At 56.3% G+C, this 19848-nt stretch carries 20 protein-coding genes; 6 read left to right on the forward strand and 14 right to left on the reverse strand.

The window, feature by feature from the left end:
• Positions 1-59: 59 nt before the first annotated feature.
• Positions 60-956 (reverse strand): site-specific tyrosine recombinase XerD, encoded by an 897-nt coding sequence (gene xerD / locus ACZRJQ_RS17995; protein WP_463979682.1) that lies wholly within the window; start codon positions 954-956, stop codon positions 60-62.
• Between the two features lie 120 nt (positions 957-1076).
• Between xerD and ACZRJQ_RS18000 the strand changes: the two genes are divergently transcribed.
• Positions 1077-2885: a cation:proton antiporter gene (locus ACZRJQ_RS18000; protein WP_463979683.1), complete on the forward strand. Its 1809-nt coding sequence runs from the start codon at positions 1077-1079 to the stop codon at positions 2883-2885.
• Between the two features lie 63 nt (positions 2886-2948).
• Here the strand turns inward: ACZRJQ_RS18000 and ACZRJQ_RS18005 are convergent, their stop codons facing one another.
• From ACZRJQ_RS18005 to ffh, 6 genes are all read right to left on the reverse strand, one after another.
• Positions 2949-3362, reverse strand: a complete 414-nt coding sequence (locus ACZRJQ_RS18005) for an acyl-CoA thioesterase (RefSeq protein WP_463979684.1) — start codon at positions 3360-3362, stop codon at positions 2949-2951.
• 95 nt (positions 3363-3457) lie between these two features.
• Complete coding sequence (gene rplS / locus ACZRJQ_RS18010) at positions 3458-3808, reverse strand: 50S ribosomal protein L19 (protein ID WP_003440273.1); 351 nt, start codon at positions 3806-3808, stop codon at positions 3458-3460.
• A 45-nt stretch (positions 3809-3853) separates the two neighbouring features.
• Positions 3854-4606: a tRNA (guanosine(37)-N1)-methyltransferase TrmD gene (gene trmD / locus ACZRJQ_RS18015; RefSeq protein WP_463979685.1), complete on the reverse strand. Its 753-nt coding sequence runs from the start codon at positions 4604-4606 to the stop codon at positions 3854-3856.
• A 2-nt stretch (positions 4607-4608) separates the two neighbouring features.
• Positions 4609-5148, reverse strand: coding sequence for a ribosome maturation factor RimM (gene rimM / locus ACZRJQ_RS18020; RefSeq protein WP_463979686.1), 540 nt, complete (start codon positions 5146-5148; stop codon positions 4609-4611).
• Between the two features lie 5 nt (positions 5149-5153).
• Positions 5154-5405 (reverse strand): 30S ribosomal protein S16, encoded by a 252-nt coding sequence (gene rpsP, locus ACZRJQ_RS18025; protein WP_019411651.1) that lies wholly within the window; start codon positions 5403-5405, stop codon positions 5154-5156.
• Positions 5406-5654: 249 nt separating this feature from the next.
• Positions 5655-7031: a signal recognition particle protein gene (gene ffh, locus ACZRJQ_RS18030; protein WP_463979687.1), complete on the reverse strand. Its 1377-nt coding sequence runs from the start codon at positions 7029-7031 to the stop codon at positions 5655-5657.
• A 209-nt stretch (positions 7032-7240) separates the two neighbouring features.
• Here ffh and ACZRJQ_RS18035 point away from each other — a divergent pair, with 209 nt between their 5' ends.
• From ACZRJQ_RS18035 to ACZRJQ_RS18045, 3 genes are all read left to right on the forward strand, one after another.
• Positions 7241-8053, forward strand: a complete 813-nt coding sequence (locus ACZRJQ_RS18035) for a cytochrome C assembly family protein (protein WP_463979688.1) — start codon at positions 7241-7243, stop codon at positions 8051-8053.
• Positions 8054-8065: 12 nt separating this feature from the next.
• Entirely contained in the window at positions 8066-9307 is a 1242-nt protein-coding gene (locus ACZRJQ_RS18040) for a transporter associated domain-containing protein (protein WP_463979689.1), read from the forward strand.
• Between the two features lie 259 nt (positions 9308-9566).
• Positions 9567-10883, forward strand: coding sequence for an MFS transporter (locus ACZRJQ_RS18045; RefSeq protein ID WP_463979690.1), 1317 nt, complete (start codon positions 9567-9569; stop codon positions 10881-10883).
• A 92-nt stretch (positions 10884-10975) separates the two neighbouring features.
• Here the strand turns inward: ACZRJQ_RS18045 and purT are convergent, their stop codons facing one another.
• The 5 genes from purT to ACZRJQ_RS18070 all read right to left on the reverse strand — a co-directional run bounded on the left by purT (position 10976) and on the right by ACZRJQ_RS18070 (position 14172).
• On the reverse strand, positions 10976-12157 hold the full coding sequence (gene purT, locus ACZRJQ_RS18050) for a formate-dependent phosphoribosylglycinamide formyltransferase (protein ID WP_463979691.1): 1182 nt from the start codon (positions 12155-12157) through the stop codon (positions 10976-10978).
• 91 nt (positions 12158-12248) lie between these two features.
• The gene (locus tag ACZRJQ_RS18055) at positions 12249-12719 is read right to left on the reverse strand and encodes a preQ0 transporter (RefSeq protein ID WP_463979692.1); all 471 of its coding nucleotides are present in this window, start codon (positions 12717-12719) and stop codon (positions 12249-12251) included.
• A gap of 73 nt (positions 12720-12792) precedes the next feature.
• A complete protein-coding gene (locus tag ACZRJQ_RS18060; protein ID WP_463979693.1) occupies positions 12793-13008 on the reverse strand; it encodes a DUF1289 domain-containing protein in 216 nt (71 codons plus the stop codon).
• Positions 13001-13528, reverse strand: a complete 528-nt coding sequence (locus ACZRJQ_RS18065; protein ID WP_463979694.1) for a gamma carbonic anhydrase family protein — start codon at positions 13526-13528, stop codon at positions 13001-13003. Before ACZRJQ_RS18065 ends, ACZRJQ_RS18060 begins: the two co-directional genes overlap by 8 nt.
• A gap of 41 nt (positions 13529-13569) precedes the next feature.
• Positions 13570-14172, reverse strand: coding sequence for a CoA pyrophosphatase (locus ACZRJQ_RS18070; protein WP_463979695.1), 603 nt, complete (start codon positions 14170-14172; stop codon positions 13570-13572).
• A 144-nt stretch (positions 14173-14316) separates the two neighbouring features.
• Between ACZRJQ_RS18070 and ACZRJQ_RS18075 the strand changes: the two genes are divergently transcribed.
• Both ACZRJQ_RS18075 and ACZRJQ_RS18080 read left to right on the forward strand, forming a co-directional pair.
• Positions 14317-14874: an NUDIX hydrolase gene (locus ACZRJQ_RS18075; RefSeq protein WP_463979696.1), complete on the forward strand. Its 558-nt coding sequence runs from the start codon at positions 14317-14319 to the stop codon at positions 14872-14874.
• A 36-nt stretch (positions 14875-14910) separates the two neighbouring features.
• Positions 14911-15477, forward strand: coding sequence for a L,D-transpeptidase family protein (locus tag ACZRJQ_RS18080; protein WP_463979697.1), 567 nt, complete (start codon positions 14911-14913; stop codon positions 15475-15477).
• 71 nt (positions 15478-15548) lie between these two features.
• Here the strand turns inward: ACZRJQ_RS18080 and ACZRJQ_RS18085 are convergent, their stop codons facing one another.
• Positions 15549-15860: an NGG1p interacting factor NIF3 gene (locus ACZRJQ_RS18085; protein ID WP_463979698.1), complete on the reverse strand. Its 312-nt coding sequence runs from the start codon at positions 15858-15860 to the stop codon at positions 15549-15551.
• Positions 15861-15864: 4 nt separating this feature from the next.
• Positions 15865-19761 (reverse strand): phosphoribosylformylglycinamidine synthase, encoded by a 3897-nt coding sequence (purL, locus tag ACZRJQ_RS18090; protein WP_463979699.1) that lies wholly within the window; start codon positions 19759-19761, stop codon positions 15865-15867.
• Positions 19762-19848: the final 87 nt, after the last annotated feature.

Raw genomic sequence — 19848 nt, forward strand, 5'->3', positions numbered from 1 at the left:
GCCTACCACAAATGGCTACCGAGGCCGACCGTGGCTGACGTAAGCCTTTGATCGTAGACTTAGCCGCGAGGGTGGTGGCGAGCATGCAAGTCCTGCAAACGGGCACGCGCAACGTGGGTATAGATCTGGGTCGTGGACAAATCACTGTGCCCCAGCAACATCTGCACCACGCGCAAATCAGCGCCATGATTAAGCAAGTGGGTTGCAAACGCATGACGCAACGTATGAGGCGAAAGCGACTTGTCGATGCCCGCCACTTTGGCCTGATGCTTGATGCGGTGCCAAAACGTCTGCCGGGTCATTTGCTCGCCCCGCTGGCTGGGGAACAACACATCGCTCGGGCGACCACTGAGCAACTCCTGACGGGCATCGCGCATATATCGCTCAACCCAGACAATCGCCTCCTCCCCCATAGGTACTAAACGCTCCTTGCTGCCTTTGCCCATCACTCGCAACACGCCCTGACGCAGGTTGACTTGCTCCAGCGTCAAGCTAATCAGCTCAGTCACTCGCAAACCGCAGGCATACAACACCTCAAGCATGGCTCGATCACGCTGACCAATGGCATCCGCAAGATCAGGTGCTGCGAGTAAGGCGTCAACGTCTGCTTCCGACAGGGACTTGGGCAGCGGCCTGCCCAACTGAGGCATATCCACCTGTAGGGTCGGGTCAACCGCGATCAACTTTTCACGCAACAAATAACGATAAAAACCGCGCACCCCAGATAAAAATCGCGCCGTTGACCGAGGCTTATAGCCCTGCTCAAGACGCCAAGCCAAGTGATCGAGAATCAGCTCGCGCCCGGCATTAGCCAACTCTATGCCTCGCTCATGCAGCCAACCATTGAATAAGGCCAAATCACTGCGATAAGCATCACGGGTGTTATCGGAAAGACCCTTCTCTAACCAAAGGGCGTCCAGAAAGCGGTCTATAAGTGGGTCGTCGATAGCGGGCATTAGTACTCGAAAAGCACAGGCCAAAGCCGTGCACAAATAAAAGGTGAAGTGCAAAAGTGAGCGCTAGTCTTTCATAGCCGCCCCCTTCAATAAACAACCGCCTTAAACGAGAACCTCTCCATGACCGAACAACAGATTTTGCTGGCCTTTGGCGGTATCGGTGTTGCTGCATTAATCTGCCAGTGGCTTGCCTGGCGCCTGAAGCTCCCCGCCATTCTGTTTTTGTTGCTGGCTGGGATACTGATCGGCCCCGTGCTCGGTTGGCTTGATCCTCAAGCGCTGTTCGGCCCCCTGCTCATGCCGCTGGTATCACTGGCAGTGGCTCTGATTCTGTTCGAAGGCAGCTTGACCCTGCACCTGTCTGAGTGGCGCGAAATTGGCAGCGTGGTCCACAGACTGGTCACCCTTGGCGCTCTCTCGACTTGGGCGGTTATTACGCTTGCAACCCACTGGTTACTGGGCTTTGACTGGTTGTTGGCCTTGCTGTTCGGCACGCTGACACTGGTCACCGGGCCTACCGTGATAGTGCCGATGTTACGCGTGGTTCGACCCAAAGCCTCAATTGCCAACATCCTTCGCTGGGAAGGCATCGTCATCGACCCGATTGGCGCGCTACTTGCTGTGGTGGTTTACAGCTTTATCATCGCCCAAAGCTCGGGCGACGGCCTGAGCCAAAGCTTAATGACCTTTGCCGCAGTGATTGTGTGCGGCAGTGTGCTTGGGATTGTCGGCGGCTGGATGATGGGGCATATCGTGCGCCAGCAATGGCTGCCGGAATACCTACACAGCCTGGCCACGCTGGCGGCGGTGCTGGGTGTTTTTATTACATCCAATGTGCTGGTGCATGAATCCGGCCTTTTGGCCGTCACGTTGATGGGCATGTGGATGGCCAATATGAAGGGCGTGGATGTGCGCAACATCCTGCACTTCAAAGAAAACCTCAGCCTGTTTTTGATTTCAGGCCTGTTTATTCTGCTGGCGGCGCGACTGGACTTGAGCGCCATGATTGCGCTGGGCCCGGTGGTACTGGTGTTACTGCTGATTATTCAGTTCATTGCCCGACCACTGAACGTATTGCTCTCAACTTTCGGCTCAAAACTCAACTGGCGTGAACGCGCACTACTGGCCTGGATAGCACCGCGAGGCATTGTCGCAGCCGCCGTTTCAGCCATTTTTGCGATTCGACTGGACGAAGCCGGGCATCAAGGTGCGCTGCTGCTTGTCCCTCTCACCTTTGCAGTGATCATTGGCACTGTCGTACTTCAAAGCGCCACCGCTCGCCCGCTGGCACGCCTGCTAAAAGTAGCTGAGCCCGCACCCAGTGGCTTTTTGATCGTAGGCGCTAACGGCCCAGCCCGAACTATCGCCAAGGCATTGCAACAACTGGGCAGTCGCGTCTTGCTGACCGACTCCAACTGGGAAAACATCCGCGCTGCACGCATGGAAAATTTGCCCACCTACTTTGGCAACCCAGCGTCGGAGCACGCCGAATCACACTTGGATTTGGTGGGCTTGGGGCACCTACTTGCTCTTTCGCCGTCTGGTGAACTGAATACGCTGGCCGTCACACGTTTTCGTCATGAGTTCGGCCCTCACCGCTTGTACGCACTGGTCAACAGCCAGGAAAGCCGTCGAACCGACAAGCATCGCGCTAGCCACGAACATCGAGGACAGGCGCTGGGCAGCCCAGCGTTGACCTATGGCCAATTGATCAGCGAGCTGAATCAAGGGGCCGATATTTACAACACCCACCTGACTGAAGCCTTTAGCTGGGCTGATTACCAAGCCTTGCATGGCGAGCGTGCGACGCTGCTATTTGCTCGCGACAGCAGCGGCTGGGTACACGTGGTGACACCACAAAGCGATTTGAAACCCGAAGCCGGCTGGACGCTGCTGGCGCTGATCAGCAAGAACACACAAATAGAGTAAGTGTCATCGCAGGCTGACAATCAATAAATTGCAGCCTGCGGCAATTGTCACAGCGCCCAGGTTTTACTGCGCAAACTCAGGCAGGACTGGGACGGGACGCTTGTCATCGTCAATTGCCACAAAACTGAACAAGCCTTGGATCGCCAGTTCGCGGCCATCACAGCTCATGCTTTCGACGTACACCTGCACTTCAACCTTGAGGCTGGTGTTGCCGACTTTAACCACACGCCCAATCAACTCAACAATGGAGCCAGCAGCAATCGGGTGGTTGAAGTCGATCCGGTCCGTCGAAACGGTCACCAACGGCAGACGGCAGAAGCGAGTTGCTGCAATAAACGACACCTCATCCATCCAGGCCAGCGCTGTGCCGCCGAACAGGGTGTTGTGGTGATTGGTGGTCGAAGGAAATACCGCTTTGGTGATTCGGGTAACAGACAGTTCTGTACGACGTTGAATCTCTTGCTCACGCGAAGTCATGCTTTTACTACCTACAACTGGACAAAGGTCTTACAAATCTCAGACAACAAAAAAGCAGCCCGAAGGCTGCTTTTTTCTGCATCGGAAAGCTGGACTTAAGCCAGTTTTTCCTTGATGCGAGCTGCTTTACCGGACAGGTCACGCAGGTAGTACAGCTTGGCTTTACGAACGTCACCGCGACGCTTAACTGCCATGCTGTCGATTTGCGGGCTGTAGGTCTGGAAAGTACGCTCTACGCCAACACCGTTGGAGATTTTACGAACAGTGAAAGCACTGTTCACGCCACGGTTACGCTTGGCAATCACTACACCTTCGAAAGCTTGCAGACGCGAACGATCGCCTTCCTTCACTTTCACCTGAACGACAATGGTGTCGCCCGGGGCAAAAGGAGGGATCTCTTTAGTCATCTGCTCTGCTTCGAGTGCAAGGATGATTTTGTTAGTCATGCTGTGCTCCTAAGGTAGATCGTCGGATCTACCATCGATACGTTGTTAACTATCGTCCCGCGCGAGGATGTATTCCTCGAGCAGCTTCTTCTCTTCTCCAGAAAGCGAGCGGCTTTCCAGAAGATCGGCGCGTCGTTCATAGGTCCGCCCAAGGGACTGCTGTAAACGCCAACGCCGGATGTGTGCATGATTGCCACTAAGCAATACGTCGGGAACACGCTGATCCGCATACACCTCCGGTCGGGTGTAGTGCGGGCAATCCAGCAGACCATCCGTAAAGGAATCTTCCTCGGCGGAGTCCGCATGCCCTAAAGCTCCGGGCAGCAGTCGTGTAACCGCATCAATCAGAACCATCGCCGGTAGCTCGCCACCAGAGAGTACATAGTCACCAATCGACCACTCTTCATCGACATGAGCCTCAATAAAGCGCTCGTCAATGCCTTCATAGCGACCTGCAATGAGGATTAATGCTTCCTCATTCGCCAGTTCGCGTACCGCCGACTGATTCAGTTGACGGCCTTGGGGCGACAGGTAAATAACCTTCGCCGCCTCTCCGGCTGCTTCTCTGGCCTGAACCAGCGCATCTTCCAGAGGCTTGATCTTCATCACCATGCCCGGACCACCGCCAAATGGGCGATCGTCCACAGTGTGATGTCGGTCCGTTGTGTAGTCTCGCGGATTCCAACAGGTGAGCTGCAAGAGCCCTTGTTTCACCGCGCGACTGGTGATGCCGTAGTCGCTGATGGCAGAAAACATTTCGGGAAACAAACTGATCACTTCTACGCGCAAATTAGCCACGCTTAGAAGTCCGCATCCCAATCCACCTTCATCTCGCCCGCTTCAAGGTCGATGCTCAGCACACATTGCTCTGTATAGGGCAACAAGCGATCACGATCGTCCAGGCTACCTGGGCAAGGTTTGACTTCCATGACATCGTTCGAGCCAGTTTCCATCAGATCAACAACCTTGCCGAGCAATTGCCCTTCGAGGTTGGTCACTTTTAGGCCCTGCAGCTGGTACCAGTAGTACTCGCCGTCGGTCAGTTCAGGAAACAGGTTACGAGGCACACAGATTTCGAATTCGCGAAGAAGACCTGCTTCATCACGGTCATCAAGACCTTTGAGCTTCACAACCAGAAACTTACCGTTGTGTGAACGGCCACCGACCAGCTCTGCCTGTCGTACGTCATTACCGCGCCGAAGCGTCAGTTTTTTGTAGTCCAACAGGTTATCAATTGGATCCGTAAAGGAATAAACCTTCACTTCGCCGCGCACGCCGTGAATCGAGTAGATTTTGCCGATAACGATCAAATCATCAGCAGTTTCAGGCGTCACGCTCATATTGCTCAGGCCGCAGCCTTAGCGTTTTCTTTAACCAGCTGAGCAACACGCTCAGACAGTTGTGCACCAACGCTCAACCAGTAAGCGAGGCGATCTTCTTTAACGGAGAAACGAACTTCTTGACCACGAGCAACCGGGTTGAAGAAGCCAATTTGTTCCTTGTGGGAACCGTCACGTGGGTTACGGCTGTCGGTAACGGTCAAGTGGTAAAACGGGCGCTTTTTGGAGCCGCCAAGGGCAAGACGGATTGTTAGCATGTGAACATCGTTCCTGTAGTCGGTGCTGCAAATCTAAATGCACAGCGGGCATAGGTGCCCGAAAGGCCGCATATTCTAAGGAATATCCGGACTTTTGCAAATGTCTTTTTCTGGCGCCTATCGACATGCCATAAAGATTTGCTATAAGGCCGCCACGAATGGCGACAAGTCGGCTCCCGCACAGTGCGGGTTTGCCGGGTGTCTCGCATCACTGCGAGTTGCCCGGATGCAAGCATCCGGGCGGGTAATTTACATTTTCGGCATGCCGCCGCCGGGCAACATTCCGCCCATGCCGCGCATCATTTTGGCCATTCCGCCTTTTGCGGAGAACTTCTTCATCATCTTTTGCATCTGCTTGTGCTGCTTGATCAAGCGACCGATGTCCTGCACCTGAGTGCCGGAACCCATGGCAATACGGCGCTTACGCGAACCACTGATCAAGTCAGGGTCACGGCGCTCTGCCGGCGTCATGGAGTTGATGATGGCTTCCATCTGTTTGAACTGCTTCTCTGCTGCGCCTTGGGCATTGCCCATTTGCGCCAGATTGACACCACCCATGTTCGGCAGTTTGTCCATGAGACCGCCAAGGCCGCCCATGTTTTTCATCTGTTGCAGTTGATCGCGGAAGTCTTCGAGGTCGAAGCCTTTACCTTTTTTAAGCTTTTTGGCCAGCTTGTCGGCTTTATCTTTATCGAGGGTTTGTTCAGCTTGCTCGATAAGGCTGAGCACGTCGCCCATGCCCAGAATGCGCGACGCAATACGGTCAGGGTGGAAAGGCTCAAGAGCATCGCTCTTTTCGCCCATACCAATGAACTTGATCGGCTTGCCAGTGATGGAGCGAACTGACAGCGCAGCACCGCCGCGAGCATCGCCATCGACCTTGGTCAAAATCACGCCAGTCAACGGCAGCGCATCACCAAAGGCTTTAGCCGTATTGGCAGCATCCTGACCCGTCATGGCGTCGACCACAAACAGGGTTTCTGCCGGCTTGATGGCCGCATGCAGATCCTGAATCTCGGTCATCATCTCGGCGTCGATGTGCAGACGGCCCGCGGTATCGACAATCACCACGTCGATGAATTTGAGCTTGGCTTCATTTATAGCCGCTTGCGCGATGGCAACCGGCTTCTGGCTGATGTCGGACGGGAAGAAGGTAACGCCCACTTCGCCAGCCAGGGTTTCAAGCTGCTTGATGGCGGCCGGACGGTAGACGTCGACCGACACCACCATGACGGTTTTCTTTTTGCGCTCTTTAAGGAAGCGCGCCAGTTTGCCAGCAGTGGTGGTTTTACCCGCACCCTGCAAGCCAGCCATCAATACAACAGCAGGCGGCGTGACATTGAGGACCAAGTCCTCGTTGGCAGCGCCCATCAGGCTTTCGAGTTCAGCCTGAACAATTTTTACAAACGCCTGGCCCGGCGTCAGGCTGCGCGACACTTCTGTGCCCACAGCGCGCTCTTTGACCGCGTTGACGAAGTCTTTGACCACTGGCAAAGCAACGTCGGCTTCCAGCAACGCCATGCGCACTTCACGCAGGGTGTCTTTAATATTGTCTTCGGTCAGCTTGGCCTTGCCGGTGACATGGCGCAGCGTCTGCGAGAGACGATCGGTTAAATTTTCAAACATGCGCGATCCTTTCAGGCCCAAAGTAGACCGAGGTTATTGCGGCCCAGCCCGTGTCAAAACTGATGCTCGGCGAGCCTGCGGCGTGGGCAGGTCGCGGATTATAGCGAAGACTGGCCTGCGCGGACACCTTGCCGTCGGCTTATGTGGACTTTCGTGTATGGGCGGTTGTATGCCAAACTCAGCCCTTTCGGGCTTGCCTAACAGGATTTATGCTCCCCTTGTCACCCAGCTTGCTACCCAGCCTCGCCGCCGCCTGCTTATATGCCGCTGCGACCTTCTATCAAGGCACTTGCCTGCGCCAAGGCGCCAAGGCAGACAAACGTGTGTTGGTGACGCTCGGCATTCTTGCCGTGCTTGCCCATGCGGGCAGCCTGTTCACTCACCTGATGACGCCTGCGGGCCTTGAGCTGGACTTCTTCAGTGCCGCCAGTCTGATTGGCGCAGCGGTGATCGTGGTTACGCTCATTGCCTGCGCACGTATCCCGGTCGAAAACCTGCTCCTGCTGCTGTACCCGCTCGGCATGCTCACGGTGCTGCTGTCCCAGTTCGCTCCGCCCGGCACGGTTCAGGTTATCAATGAAGAGCCCGGCATTCTGGCGCATATTCTGCTATCGATTCTGGCTTACGGCATGTTCACCATCGCGGTGTTCCAGGCCTTGCTGTTGTCTTTGCAGAACCATCAGCTCAAGCACAAACACCCCAAAGGGCTGATCAAAAACTTCCCGCCGCTGCAAACCATGGAAAGCCTGTTGTTTGGCTTCCTATGGGCCGGCTGGTCATTGCTGTCTCTGTCATTGATTTCTGGCTGGTTGTTTTTGGGCAATTTGTTCGCCCAGCATCTGGTACACAAAACTTTGCTGGCTTGCGTGGCATGGGTGGTGTTCAGCGTGCTGTTGTGGGGCCGCAATCACCTTGGCTGGCGTGGGCACAAAGCCATCCGCTGGACGTTTGCCGGTTTTTGCCTGCTGATGCTGGCTTACTTCGGCAGCAAGCTGGTTCGCGAATACATTCTGCATATCTGACGGGCGATGATTATGGATAGCTTGCCCCCCGGGCCGCTGCTTACCCTGTTGGCCCTGCTGGTTTTATGGTCGGGGCTGTTTACTGCGATCGAAGCGGCGCACTGGCAACTCAATGGCGGGCGCACGCCCTCGTGGTCCAACGATGCGCCCACCGCCCGCCTCCGGTTTCCGCTCAATAGCTTGATCCTGTGCAATACCTTGTGCCGGGTACTGAGCGTGATCATTGCCACCCTGCTTTGCTTGTCTGCCTGGGGCTTTCATGGTTTTTGGATCGCCTGCCTCGGGATAACCAGTACGCTGCTGGTGCTTGCCGATTACCTGCCCAGAACCCTTGCTGCTCGCTACCCCGCTGCCACTCTGACGTTTGGCAACGCACTCCTCAGCATTCCCCTGAAGCTGATTTACCCGCTGGCCTGGCTGCTCAATGGCATTGCTCACACGCTTCTGCGCCCCTTTAGCCGCAAAACTAACGCGGTCAAACAAAGTGAAGAAGCAGCCGAAGCGGCTGATCAAGACACCCTGCCCGATGACGAACAGCTCAGTAATCGACCGCACCTGCTGTCAGGCATTCATGCCTTGGACAACATTACGGTCAACGACATTCTGGTACCACGCAGCGAGGTTGAAGGCCTCAACCTTGATGACTCAATTGAAGAGCTGATTGAGCAACTACGCCTGACCAAACGTACGCGTCTGCCGGTGTTTCATAACGACATCAATCAAGTCGAAGCCATCCTTAACACCCGCCATATTCAGCACATGCTGCCTGATGCCAGCTTGACCAAAGAGGCACTTTTGGCGGTCTGTCACGAACCGTACTTCGTTCCCGAAAGCACCCCATTGCAACTGCAATTGCTGAACTTTCACAAGCAACAGCGGCGCATGGGTGTCGTGGTGGACGAATACGGCGAAGTGCTAGGCATTGTGACGCTTGAAGATATTCTCGAAGAAATCGTCGGGGACTTTGAAGACGAGCAAAACCTTGATAACCCGCACATTGAGCCTCTGCCAGACGGGCGCTTTGTGGTCGACGGCGCGGCTTCAATTCGTGAACTGAACAAAAGCCTCGGTTGGCATCTGCCGTGTGACGGACCAAAAACCCTCAACGGGCTGGTCACAGAAGCCTTGGAAACCATTCCAGAAACCACGGTATGTCTGAAAATTGGCCGTTATCGCCTGGAAATTCTCGACACTGAAGACAATCGCGTCAGCCGTGTCCTGATCTGGCACAACAGCGTCAAGCCTGCGGTTTAAACCCGGCCTTGGGCCTTGTTCGATCCGAACCGGGCTCCCTATAATCACTGCGCTTACCCAAGCCTCGTCGACACGCTTGCTACCCGCACCCCGCGCTGTCGACGCGTAGCTTTACGCACACTCTGCGCGCGTTCCCATCCCGAACCACGCCTGTACCCCGCCCTTATCCCTCGGGCTATACGACCATAAAAACGGCTCTGGCACCTGTACCGCATAGCGGGCAATGACCAACGAGCTCATAACTGTCAGGGATATGCGCATGACCACCAGCACGACTTACAGCGAAGCTTCGCCAGACAAACCGGTTAACTCTGCGACCCGCGTCGCCACAGCCAGCTTTATCGGCACAGCCATTGAGTTCTACGATTTCTACGTGTACGCCACGGCAGCGGCACTGGTCATCGGCCCGGTATTTTTCCCCCAAACGTCTGGCACTGCACAAATGCTCTCGGCGTTCCTGACGTTTGGTATCGCCTTTTTAGCCCGCCCTTTGGGCTCCTTTCTGTTCGGACACTTCGGCGACCGGGTGGGACGTAAATCAACTCTCGTGGCCTCATTGTTGTTGATGGGCGTGTGTACCACCTTGATTGGTGTGCTGCCCGGTTACGCCACTATTGGAGCTTGGGCGCCCATTCTGCTCTGCGTTTTGCGCTTCGGTCAGGGCCTGGGTTTGGGTGGCGAATGGGGTGGCGCGGCGTTGCTGGCGACTGAAAACGCCCCTAAAGGCAAGCGTGCGTGGTTCGGCATGTTTCCGCAGTTGGGCCCCTCGATTGGTTTTCTGGCGGCCAATGGTTTGTTTTTGGTCTTGGCCATGACGCTGAGCGATGAGCAATTCCGCTCATGGGGCTGGCGCATTCCTTTTCTGCTCAGTGCCGCTCTGGTCATGGTGGGCCTGTATGTGCGCCTGAAACTGGAAGAAACACCGGTTTTCGCCAAAGCCGTGGCCCAACATGAACGGGTCAAAATGCCGATTCTTGAGCTGTTCAGCCAATACTGGGCACCCATGCTGTTGGGCGCGGCGTCGATGGTGGTGTGCTACGCACTGTTCTATATCTCAACGGTATTTTCATTGAGCTACGGCGTCTCAAGCTTGGGCTACACCCGTGAGACGTTCTTGGGCCTGCTGTGCTTTGCCGTGTTGTTCATGGCCGCAGCCACCCCCCTTTCGGCTTGGGCAAGCGATCGTTACGGGCGCAAACCTGTTTTGATTGTCGGCGGCGTGCTGGCGATCTTGTCCGGGTTCTTGATGGAGCCTTTGCTCACGCACGGCACAACATGGGGTGTGGCGTTGTTCTTGTGCATTGAGCTGTTTTTGATGGGCGTGACCTTTGCACCGATGGGCGCCCTGCTGCCTGAGCTGTTCCCGACCCGCGTGCGCTACACCGGTGCGTCCGCTGCTTACAACTTGGGCGGCATTGTTGGCGCTTCGGCGGCGCCGTTTTTTGCCCAAAAGTTGGTCGCCCTGGGTGGCCTGAGCTGGGTGGGTGGGTATGTGTCAGGCGCAGCCATTCTCAGCTTGATTGCTGTGCTCTGCCTGAAAGAAACGAGAGAGGCCGACCTGAATAAGGTGGTTTGAAGCCCTATAAAACCTGTAGTCGCTGCCGTAGGGCCTTCAACAAAACTGGCGGCTACGCCCCCTTTGCAGCCTGCGGCAGCGACTACAGTTATTTACAGTTCGACGATGACGGCTTTGGCGGCGCGGGTTGCTTTAGCTCGGGCCGCTTCGATTGACTCATCACGGGCCAAGGCAACGCCCATGCGGCGTTGGCCGTTGACCTCTGGCTTACCGAACAAGCGCAAAGCGGTGTCTGGCTCGCTCAATGCAGCACCCAAGTTGGCGAATGCCGTTTGGGTCGACTGCCCCTCAACCAAAATCACCGCCGAGGCCGACGGGCCAAACTGACGGATCAATGGAATTGGCAAGCCCAGAATAGCGCGTGCGTGCAAGGCAAACTGCGACAAGTCTTGTGAGATCAACGTCACCAGGCCTGTGTCATGAGGGCGCGGCGACACTTCGCTGAACCATACTTGGTCGCCCTTGATAAACAGCTCAACGCCAAACAAACCACGACCGCCCAGCGCCTCAGTGACCGCCTTAGCCACTCGCTCGGACTCAGCCAGTGCAATCGGGCTCATCGCCTGCGGCTGCCAGGACTCTTGATAATCGCCCTTCTCTTGACGATGCCCCACTGGCGCGCAGAACGTTGTGCCGCCGACGTGGCGCACTGTCAGCAAGGTAATTTCATAGTCGAAGTCGATGAAGCCTTCGATGATGACTCGACCTTTGCCCGCGCGGCCGCCTTCTTGCGCGTAATCCCACGCTTTTTGCACATCGTCAGCACTGCGCAGCAGGCTTTGACCTTTGCCTGACGAGCTCATGACTGGTTTGACTACACACGGAAAACCGAGGTCTTGCACCGCTTTGCTGTAGTCCTCGAAGGTGTCAGCGAAGTGATACGGCGAGGTCGGCAGGTCAAGCTCTTCAGCAGCCAAACGGCGGATGCCTTCGCGGTTCATGGTCAATGAGGTTGCACGGGCTGTTGGAATGACAGTGAAGCCTTCAGCTTCCAGCTCAACCAGCGTGGCCGTGGCGATGGCTTCGATTTCGGGAACGATAAAGTGCGGTTTTTCCGCTTCGATCACTGCGCGTAACGCCGCGCCGTCGAGCATGTTAATCACATGGCTGCGATGGGCAACCTGCATGGCTGGCGCGTTTGCGTAGCGATCAACGGCGATCACTTCGACGCCCAATCGCTGCAATTCGATGACGACTTCTTTACCCAGCTCGCCGCAGCCACACAGCAATACGCGGGTCGCGGTCGGCGACAGTGGAGTTCCGATACGGGTCATTTCAGGTCCTCAAGGAAACAAATCATCGAAGGCGCTCGCCAAGCCAGCGCCTGCTGGGGAGAAAGGCCGGCATTTTACATGATCTGACGCCTCAGACCTTCACCTGGTTGGCTTTGCGCAAACGCCAGGCCATTGCCAGCCACACACAGGTCACTCCGGCGAACTTAGAAGCCATCGCCGTGAGAATCACACCTGGGGTGAAGGCGTCGATCATGCCAAAAAAGATGAAGGTATCGAGCGGGATGCTCAGCGCAGAGCTGATCCAAAGCCGATCATGCAAGGGCCGCTTGGTGATACTGAAGACCAACCAGTCAATACACTCGGACACCGCAAACGCAGTTGCACTGGCCAGCGCAATGGAGGGATCAGAGGTGACGTAGGAGAGTACCAAGGCCACCAACATGGCCAATATCGCGCCATGACCGAAGCGGGTTTGCACCATATCGCGCAGCACAAACACCAGCCCACCCCAAGCAGACCAGATGATGTCGAGGTGGGGCGCCGTGGAAAACGCAAAGTTAATCAGCACGACACTGGCGATGTAAGCGATTAGAAACAGCATGGGAGCGGGCGACACCTCAAAATAAGGCGCACAGGGTACTTGAGTCACATCAAATAGCGCCAGCGCCTACAGATCAGGCGCCGGGCGTGCGGCCTGTCATCCACATCACGCCACTGGACTTAGCCCGCTCATGACACAACATCAGCACGTCGCGCCGCTCGGGGTTTGTCATGCGGCTCCAACGGGTGATCTCAGCAACAGTACGCTGACAGCCTGTGCACACATCATCATCGTCCAACGCGCAGATATTCACACAGGGCGATGGGACTGGACGCTCAACTTCACTCATTGCTCTGCGCCTTCAGGTCGCGGGCATAGCGCTTGGCGTTTTGCACATAATGCGCCGCACTGGCTTCGAGCAGCTTCTTCTGTTCATCAGTCAAATCGCGTACTACTTTGCCCGGCGACCCAACCACCAGCGAACCGTCCGGGATTACCTTGCCTTCACCGATCAACGAGTTGGCGCCGATGATGCAGTGCTTGCCGATTTTTGCACCATTGAGGATCACCGCATTAATCCCGATCAGGCTGTAATCGCCCACCGTACAGCCATGCAGCATGGCGTTATGCCCGATGGTCACGCCGGTGCCCAAGGTCAGTGGGAAGCCCATGTCGGTGTGCATCACTGTGCCATCTTGCACGTTGCTGTTCTTGCCAATCAGGATCAGCTCGTTATCGCCCCGCAGCACGGCGTTAAACCACACACTGGCGCCCTCTTCCAGGCGCACCTTGCCAACCAAGGTGGCATTGGGGGCCGTCCAGCTGTCGGGATGAGTGTGGACGAGCGAGTCGCCAAGGCAATACTTCATGCAGGTGTCCTCAAGGCAAGCGTGGCTATCTGCTGACAGCTCTAAATATTGATAAAACGTTCAGGCGGCGTATGCAGGCTGATGTTGACGTCGTCGTAAAGCAGGTTCATCAGCTCAACGATCATGATCGCTGTCAGCCCCCAAATTTTGTACACCCCAAAACGGTAGCTCGGCACATACCAACTGCGCCCCTGATAATCGATACGATGGGTGTGCTCGCGCGGGTCTTCGCGAAAAAAAGCCAGCGGCACGCTGAATACCGCAGCGATTTCTGCATCGTTGGCCAAGTACTCAACATAGTCCGGCACGAGCCCAACATAGGGCGTGACGCGAATCCCATGCAGTGAAATCAAGGGGCTAAGCGGCCCAACCACTTCAACCAGACCCGGCGGCAAGCCAATTTCTTCTTCGGCCTCGCGCAGGGCGGTGAACACCAGATCTGGGTCTTGCGGGTCGCGACGTCCACCCGGGAAAGCCACTTCGCCACCATGCGTCGACAACCCGCTGGCTCGCAGGGTCAAGATCAGTTCGGGCTCATCACTGCGCGTCACAGGCAGCAACACTGCCGCCTCAGAGAAACGCTGTTCTGCTTCCAGTATCCGCGGGGTGTAGCGGCTCATTCGACTAAGTAGCTCGTCCAGCATAGGTCATCTCGATCCGTCACTTATCGGGCATCATGCACCAAATCGCACGAAGCACCCAAGCCCCACGCTGCCGCACACACAAAGTGGAACTTGCCGTAAGCCCGCCTCAGCCTCAAGATAGCCACCGCATCTAGAGAACACAGCATGAAATTTTGCAGCCAGTGCGGCCACTCCGTCAGTCAACACATCCCTCAGGGCGACGCTCGCCTGCGGTATGTGTGCGATCACTGCCACACCATTCATTATCAAAACCCCAATATCGTTGCGGGTTGCTTGCCTACTTGGGGCACTCAAGTGTTGCTCTGCCGTCGCGCCATAGAGCCGCGCAAAGGTTACTGGACCCTGCCCGCAGGCTTTATGGAGAACGGCGAAACAGTCGAGCAGGCCGCCTGCCGCGAAACCCTTGAAGAAGCCTGCGCCCACGTAAATCACTTGCATATCTACACCCTGATTGATGTTCCACACATCAATCAGGTGCATATTTTTTACCGCGCCGAACTGCAAAACCTCGACTTTGCTGCCGGCCAAGAAAGCCTGGAAGTACGCCTGTTTGAAGAGGCCGATATCCCTTGGTCAGAGCTGGCTTTCCGCACAGTGAGCCGTACCTTAGAATGCTTTTTCGCTGACCGCCCGGCACGCGTATTTCCTGTGCGCAGCGAAGCCGTGCCACCGCTGGCCAGCTTGATTACTCCCCAACAATAATGTTGTTAGTCTCGTACCTTTAGGAATGCCCCTCCAATGCGTTGGTTGCTCGCTGCTCTTTGTCTGTCATTCGCTGTGACGTGCCAAGCTGATGTTTTCATCACCGTAAACGGTAAACCCGTCGACACAAGCAAGGTGCTCAAATCCCCTCGTCCTTTGCCGCTGGCCAGCCACAGTCAACACGTAGAGAAAATTCTGGTGCTCAAGTCTGCGCGCCAGTTGCAACTGATCAGCAACGGCAAACCTATCAAGACCTACCGTATTTCGCTGGGCAAACAACCCAAGGGCGCAAAAACTCGTGAAGGCGATAAACGCACCCCCGAAGGTCTTTATTGGGTTGATTGGCGCAAGAAGAGCGAAAAATTCAATCTGGCGATGCACATTTCTTACCCTAATATCAGCGACGCCGCTCAAGCGCGCCGCGAAGGCGTGAGCCCGGGTTCAATGATCATGATTCATGGCACTCCCGACACCGAAGATAACCCTGAAGAGCTGTTCCATACCCTGGACTGGACCGACGGCTGCATCGCCATGAAAAACTACGAAATGCGTGAAGTCTGGAATCTGGCCAAAGATGGGACTCTGGTTGAAATTCGTCCATAAGCGCTGAATTCACACACAAAAAAACCCGCTGACCGTTACCGGTTCAGCGGGGTTTTTTATGCGCCATTAAGCTAAAAATCAGCCAAATGCCACACTTCATACGCCGGTGTTTCATACGGGTGGCTGAGCTTAAGCGCAGCCACCACAGCGTGAATCAAAGCGTCAGCGACGACCAGCTCAACTTTCCATTCCCCGACATATTCAACCTGACCGGTTTGGCCGATAAACGGCTGACTGCCGTCCAACGCCCGAAACTGACCTTGGCCCATTGTCTGCCAGGCGCAGTGATCATAGGTGCCGATACGCCCGCCACCGGCGGCGAATACAGCACATTTGACCGCTTCAACATGGCTGGGAGGAACGAAAAAGCTGAGTTTGTACATCGGCTTAGTTCACCCACACACGAGCGTTACGGAACATGCGCAACCAAGGCGCATCTTCGCTCCACTCTTCTGGACGCCACGAGTTCTGCACCGCGCGGAACACACGCTCAGGGTGCGGCATCATGATTGTTACGCGGCCGTCACGGCTGGTCAGACCGGTAATCCCACGCGGCGAGCCGTTCGGGTTAGCGGGGTAGTTTTCAGTGACCTTGCCGTGGTTATCGACAAAACGCAGCGCCACACAACCGGACAAATCGGCTTCAAGCAGTGCTTCTTCGCTGGCGAACTCGGCATGACCTTCGCCGTGAGCGATAGCGATTGGCATGCGCGAACCGGCCATGCCTTGCAAGAAGATCGAGTTCGACTCCTGCACTTGCACCATCGCAACACGGGCCTCGAACTGTTCGGAACGGTTACGCACGAAGTGCGGCCAAAACTCGCTGCCCGGGATCAGTTCACTGAGGTTGGACATCATCTGGCAACCGTTGCAAACACCTAGGGTGAAGCTGTCGGTACGCTCGAAGAAGCCTTGGAACGCATCACGCGCACGGGTGTTGAACAGGGCAGATTTGGCCCAGCCTTCACCGGCACCCAATACGTCGCCGTAGGAGAAGCCGCCACAAGCAACCAAACCTTTGAACTCGTTCAGGTCAACACGGCCCGCCAGAATGTCGCTCATATGAACATCAATCGCGTTGAAGCCCGCACGGTCGAACGCTGCTGCCATTTCAACCTGGCCGTTAACGCCCTGCTCACGCAGCACCGCCACTTGAGGGCGAATGCCTTTTTTGATGTAAGGCGCGCTGATGTTGTGGTTTACGTCAAAGCCCAGCTTGGCACTCAAGCCCGGGTTGTCTTCTTCCAGCAACACATCGAACTCTTGATCGGCGCAGTCAGCGTTATCACGCAGGCGCTGGATCTGGTAGCTGGTTTCAGCCCACTGACGCTGCAACAAACCACGCTGACCTTCGAACAGTGTTTCGCCTTGCAGGCTGATGCTGACTTCGCTGTTGTTCAGCGGCTGGCCAATAACAGCTACGCACTCGCCCAAACCTGCCACGCTGAACTGCGCCAATACCTCAGCAGTCGCGTCCTGACGCACCTGAATCACCGCACCCAGTTCTTCGTTGAACAGGATGGCCGGGATTTCGCTGGCGTTTTCAGTCAGGCAATCGAGGGTCAGGTTAAGACCACAATGACCAGCAAACGCCATTTCCAGCACGCTGGTCAGCAAACCACCGTCGGAACGGTCGTGGTAAGCCAGCAAGTGACCGTCAGCGTTCAAGCCTTGGATCACGGCGAAGAAGGCCTTGAGGTCTTCTGCGTCATCAACGTCAGGCGCTTGTTTGCCCAGCTTGCCGTAGGTTTGCGCCAGGATGGAAGCGCCCATACGGTTCTGACCACGGCCCAGATCGATCAGGATCAGATCGGTCAGCCCCTTGTCCATGCGCAGCACAGGGGTCAACGTTTGGCGAATATCGACGACTGGCGCAAAGCCGGTAACGATCAACGACAGCGGTGAGGTCACGCTCTTATCTGTGCCCTCTTCGCTCCAGCGGGTTTGCATCGACATGGAGTCTTTGCCCACTGGAATGGTAATGCCCAGTTCAGGGCACAGTTCCATGCCGACAGCTTTAACGGTGTCAAACAAACGAGCGTCTTCACCGGGGTGACCGGCTGCCGACATCCAATTGGCCGACATTTTGATGTCCGAAAGCTTGCCAATACGCGAGGCCGCTATGTTGGTCAGGGTTTCACCAATGGCCATCCGACCCGACGCTGGCGCGTCGAGCAGTGCCAGCGGAGTACGCTCGCCCATCGCCATCGCTTCACCGGTGTACACGTCAAAACTGGTCGCGGTCACAGCCACGTCAGCCACTGGAACCTGCCACGGGCCGACCATCTGATCGCGAGCAACCAGCCCCGTAATGGTGCGGTCGCCAATGGTGATCAGGAAGCTTTTGCTGGCCACAGCCGGGTGATGCAGAACGCGCTCAACGCACTCGCTAATGCTCAACGTGGACGGATCGAAGTCATCGCCCAGCTCTGCTTCACGTACCGCCGAGCGGTGCATGCGCGGAGCCTTGCCCAGCAACACTTCCAGCGGCATGTCCACCGGGTTGTTGCCAAAGTGGCTGTCGGTAACGGTCAGTTGTGGCTCGGCAGTGGCTTCGCCAACCACTGCAAACGGGCAACGCTCACGTTCGCAAATAGCCTGGAAACGCTCGAAGTCTTCAACGCCAACGGCCAGAACATAACGCTCTTGGGATTCGTTGCTCCAAATTTCGTGCGGGGCCATGCCCGGCTCGTCGTTCGGGATGTTACGCAGTTCGAAACGACCGCCGCGCTCACCATCGTTGACCAGCTCAGGGAAGGCGTTCGACAGACCACCCGCGCCCACGTCGTGGATGAAGCTAATCGGGTTTTTGTCGCCCAACTGCCAGCAACGGTCGATCACTTCCTGACAACGGCGTTCCATTTCCGGGTTTTCGCGCTGTACCGAAGCGAAGTCCAGGTCAGCCGAGCTTGCGCCAGTGGCCATAGATGAAGCAGCACCGCCGCCCAGACCGATCAACATCGCAGGGCCGCCCAGCACAATCAGCTTGGAGCCTACGGTGATTTCTGCTTTTTGTACGTGCTCGGCGCGAATGTTGCCCATACCGCCAGCCAACATGATCGGCTTGTGGTAACCCCGGACTTCATCACCGTGCGGGGTGGTGATGGACTGCTCGAATGTACGGAAGTAGCCGGTCAGAGCCGGGCGACCAAATTCGTTGTTGAACGCCGCGCCGCCCAGCGGGCCTTCGATCATGATGTCCAGCGCAGTCACGATGCGCTCAGGCTTGCCGTACGGCACTTCCCACGGCTGTTCGAAGCCAGGAATTTGCAGGTTGGATACCGTAAAGCCCGTCAGACCGGCCTTTGGCTTGGCGCCACGACCCGTTGCGCCTTCGTCACGGATCTCGCCACCCGAACCAGTCGCAGCACCCGGAAACGGGGCAATAGCGGTTGGGTGGTTGTGCGTCTCAACTTTCATCAAGATGTGCACTGGCTCCTGCACCGCACCGTACTGGCGGGTTTCAGGGTCCGGGAAGAAGCGGCCAGCCACACTGCCGACAATAACCGACGCGTTGTCTTTATAAGCCGAAAGCACACCTTCGCTGTGCATCACGTAGGTGTTTTTGATCATGCCAAACAGGCTTTTGTCCTGGCTCTGGCCGTCGATATCCCAACTCGCGTTGAAAATCTTGTGACGGCAATGCTCGGAGTTGGCCTGAGCAAACATCATCAGTTCGATGTCGTGAGGGTTACGGCCCAAGCCGTTGAAGGCATTAACCAAATAGTCGATTTCGTCTTCAGCCAGAGCCAGACCCAACTCGACGTTGGCTTTCTCCAGCGCGGCACGACCACCACCCAGCACGTCAATCGCGGTCAGCGGTTTAGGCTCGGCGTGACTGAACAGACCAGCAGCCTGTTCAAGGTTACCCAGCACGATTTGCGTCATGCGGTCGTGCAATGCAGCGCCGATCAGTTCGGCATCAGCATCGCTGAATTGACCCGACACGTAGAACGCGATGCCGCGCTCCAGACGCTGGATTTTAGCCAGGCCACAGTTACGGGCAATATCGCTGGCCTTGCTCGACCAAGGAGAGATAGTGCCAAACCGCGGTAACACCAAAAACAGTCGGCCATTTGGCTCTTGGACCGGCACGCTTGGGCCGTACTTCAGGAGACGAGCCAGTACCTGCTGTTCATCGCTGGTCAGCTCACCGGTAACATCGGCAAAGTGGGCGAATTCAGCATACAAACCACTGACAGCCGGAACCTTTTGGCTCAGTTGTGCAAGAAGTTTGCTGTGGCGAAAGGCAGAAAGGGCAGGAGCGCCGCGCAGGATCAACATCTTCGGGACAGCCTCGGGAGGGGTGTGCTTTGAGGCCCGGCATTCTAGCCTAAACCGTTCGTGACGGCACCCGAAACGGAACACCAA

The organism is Pseudomonas sp. E315, assembly GCF_055406205.1.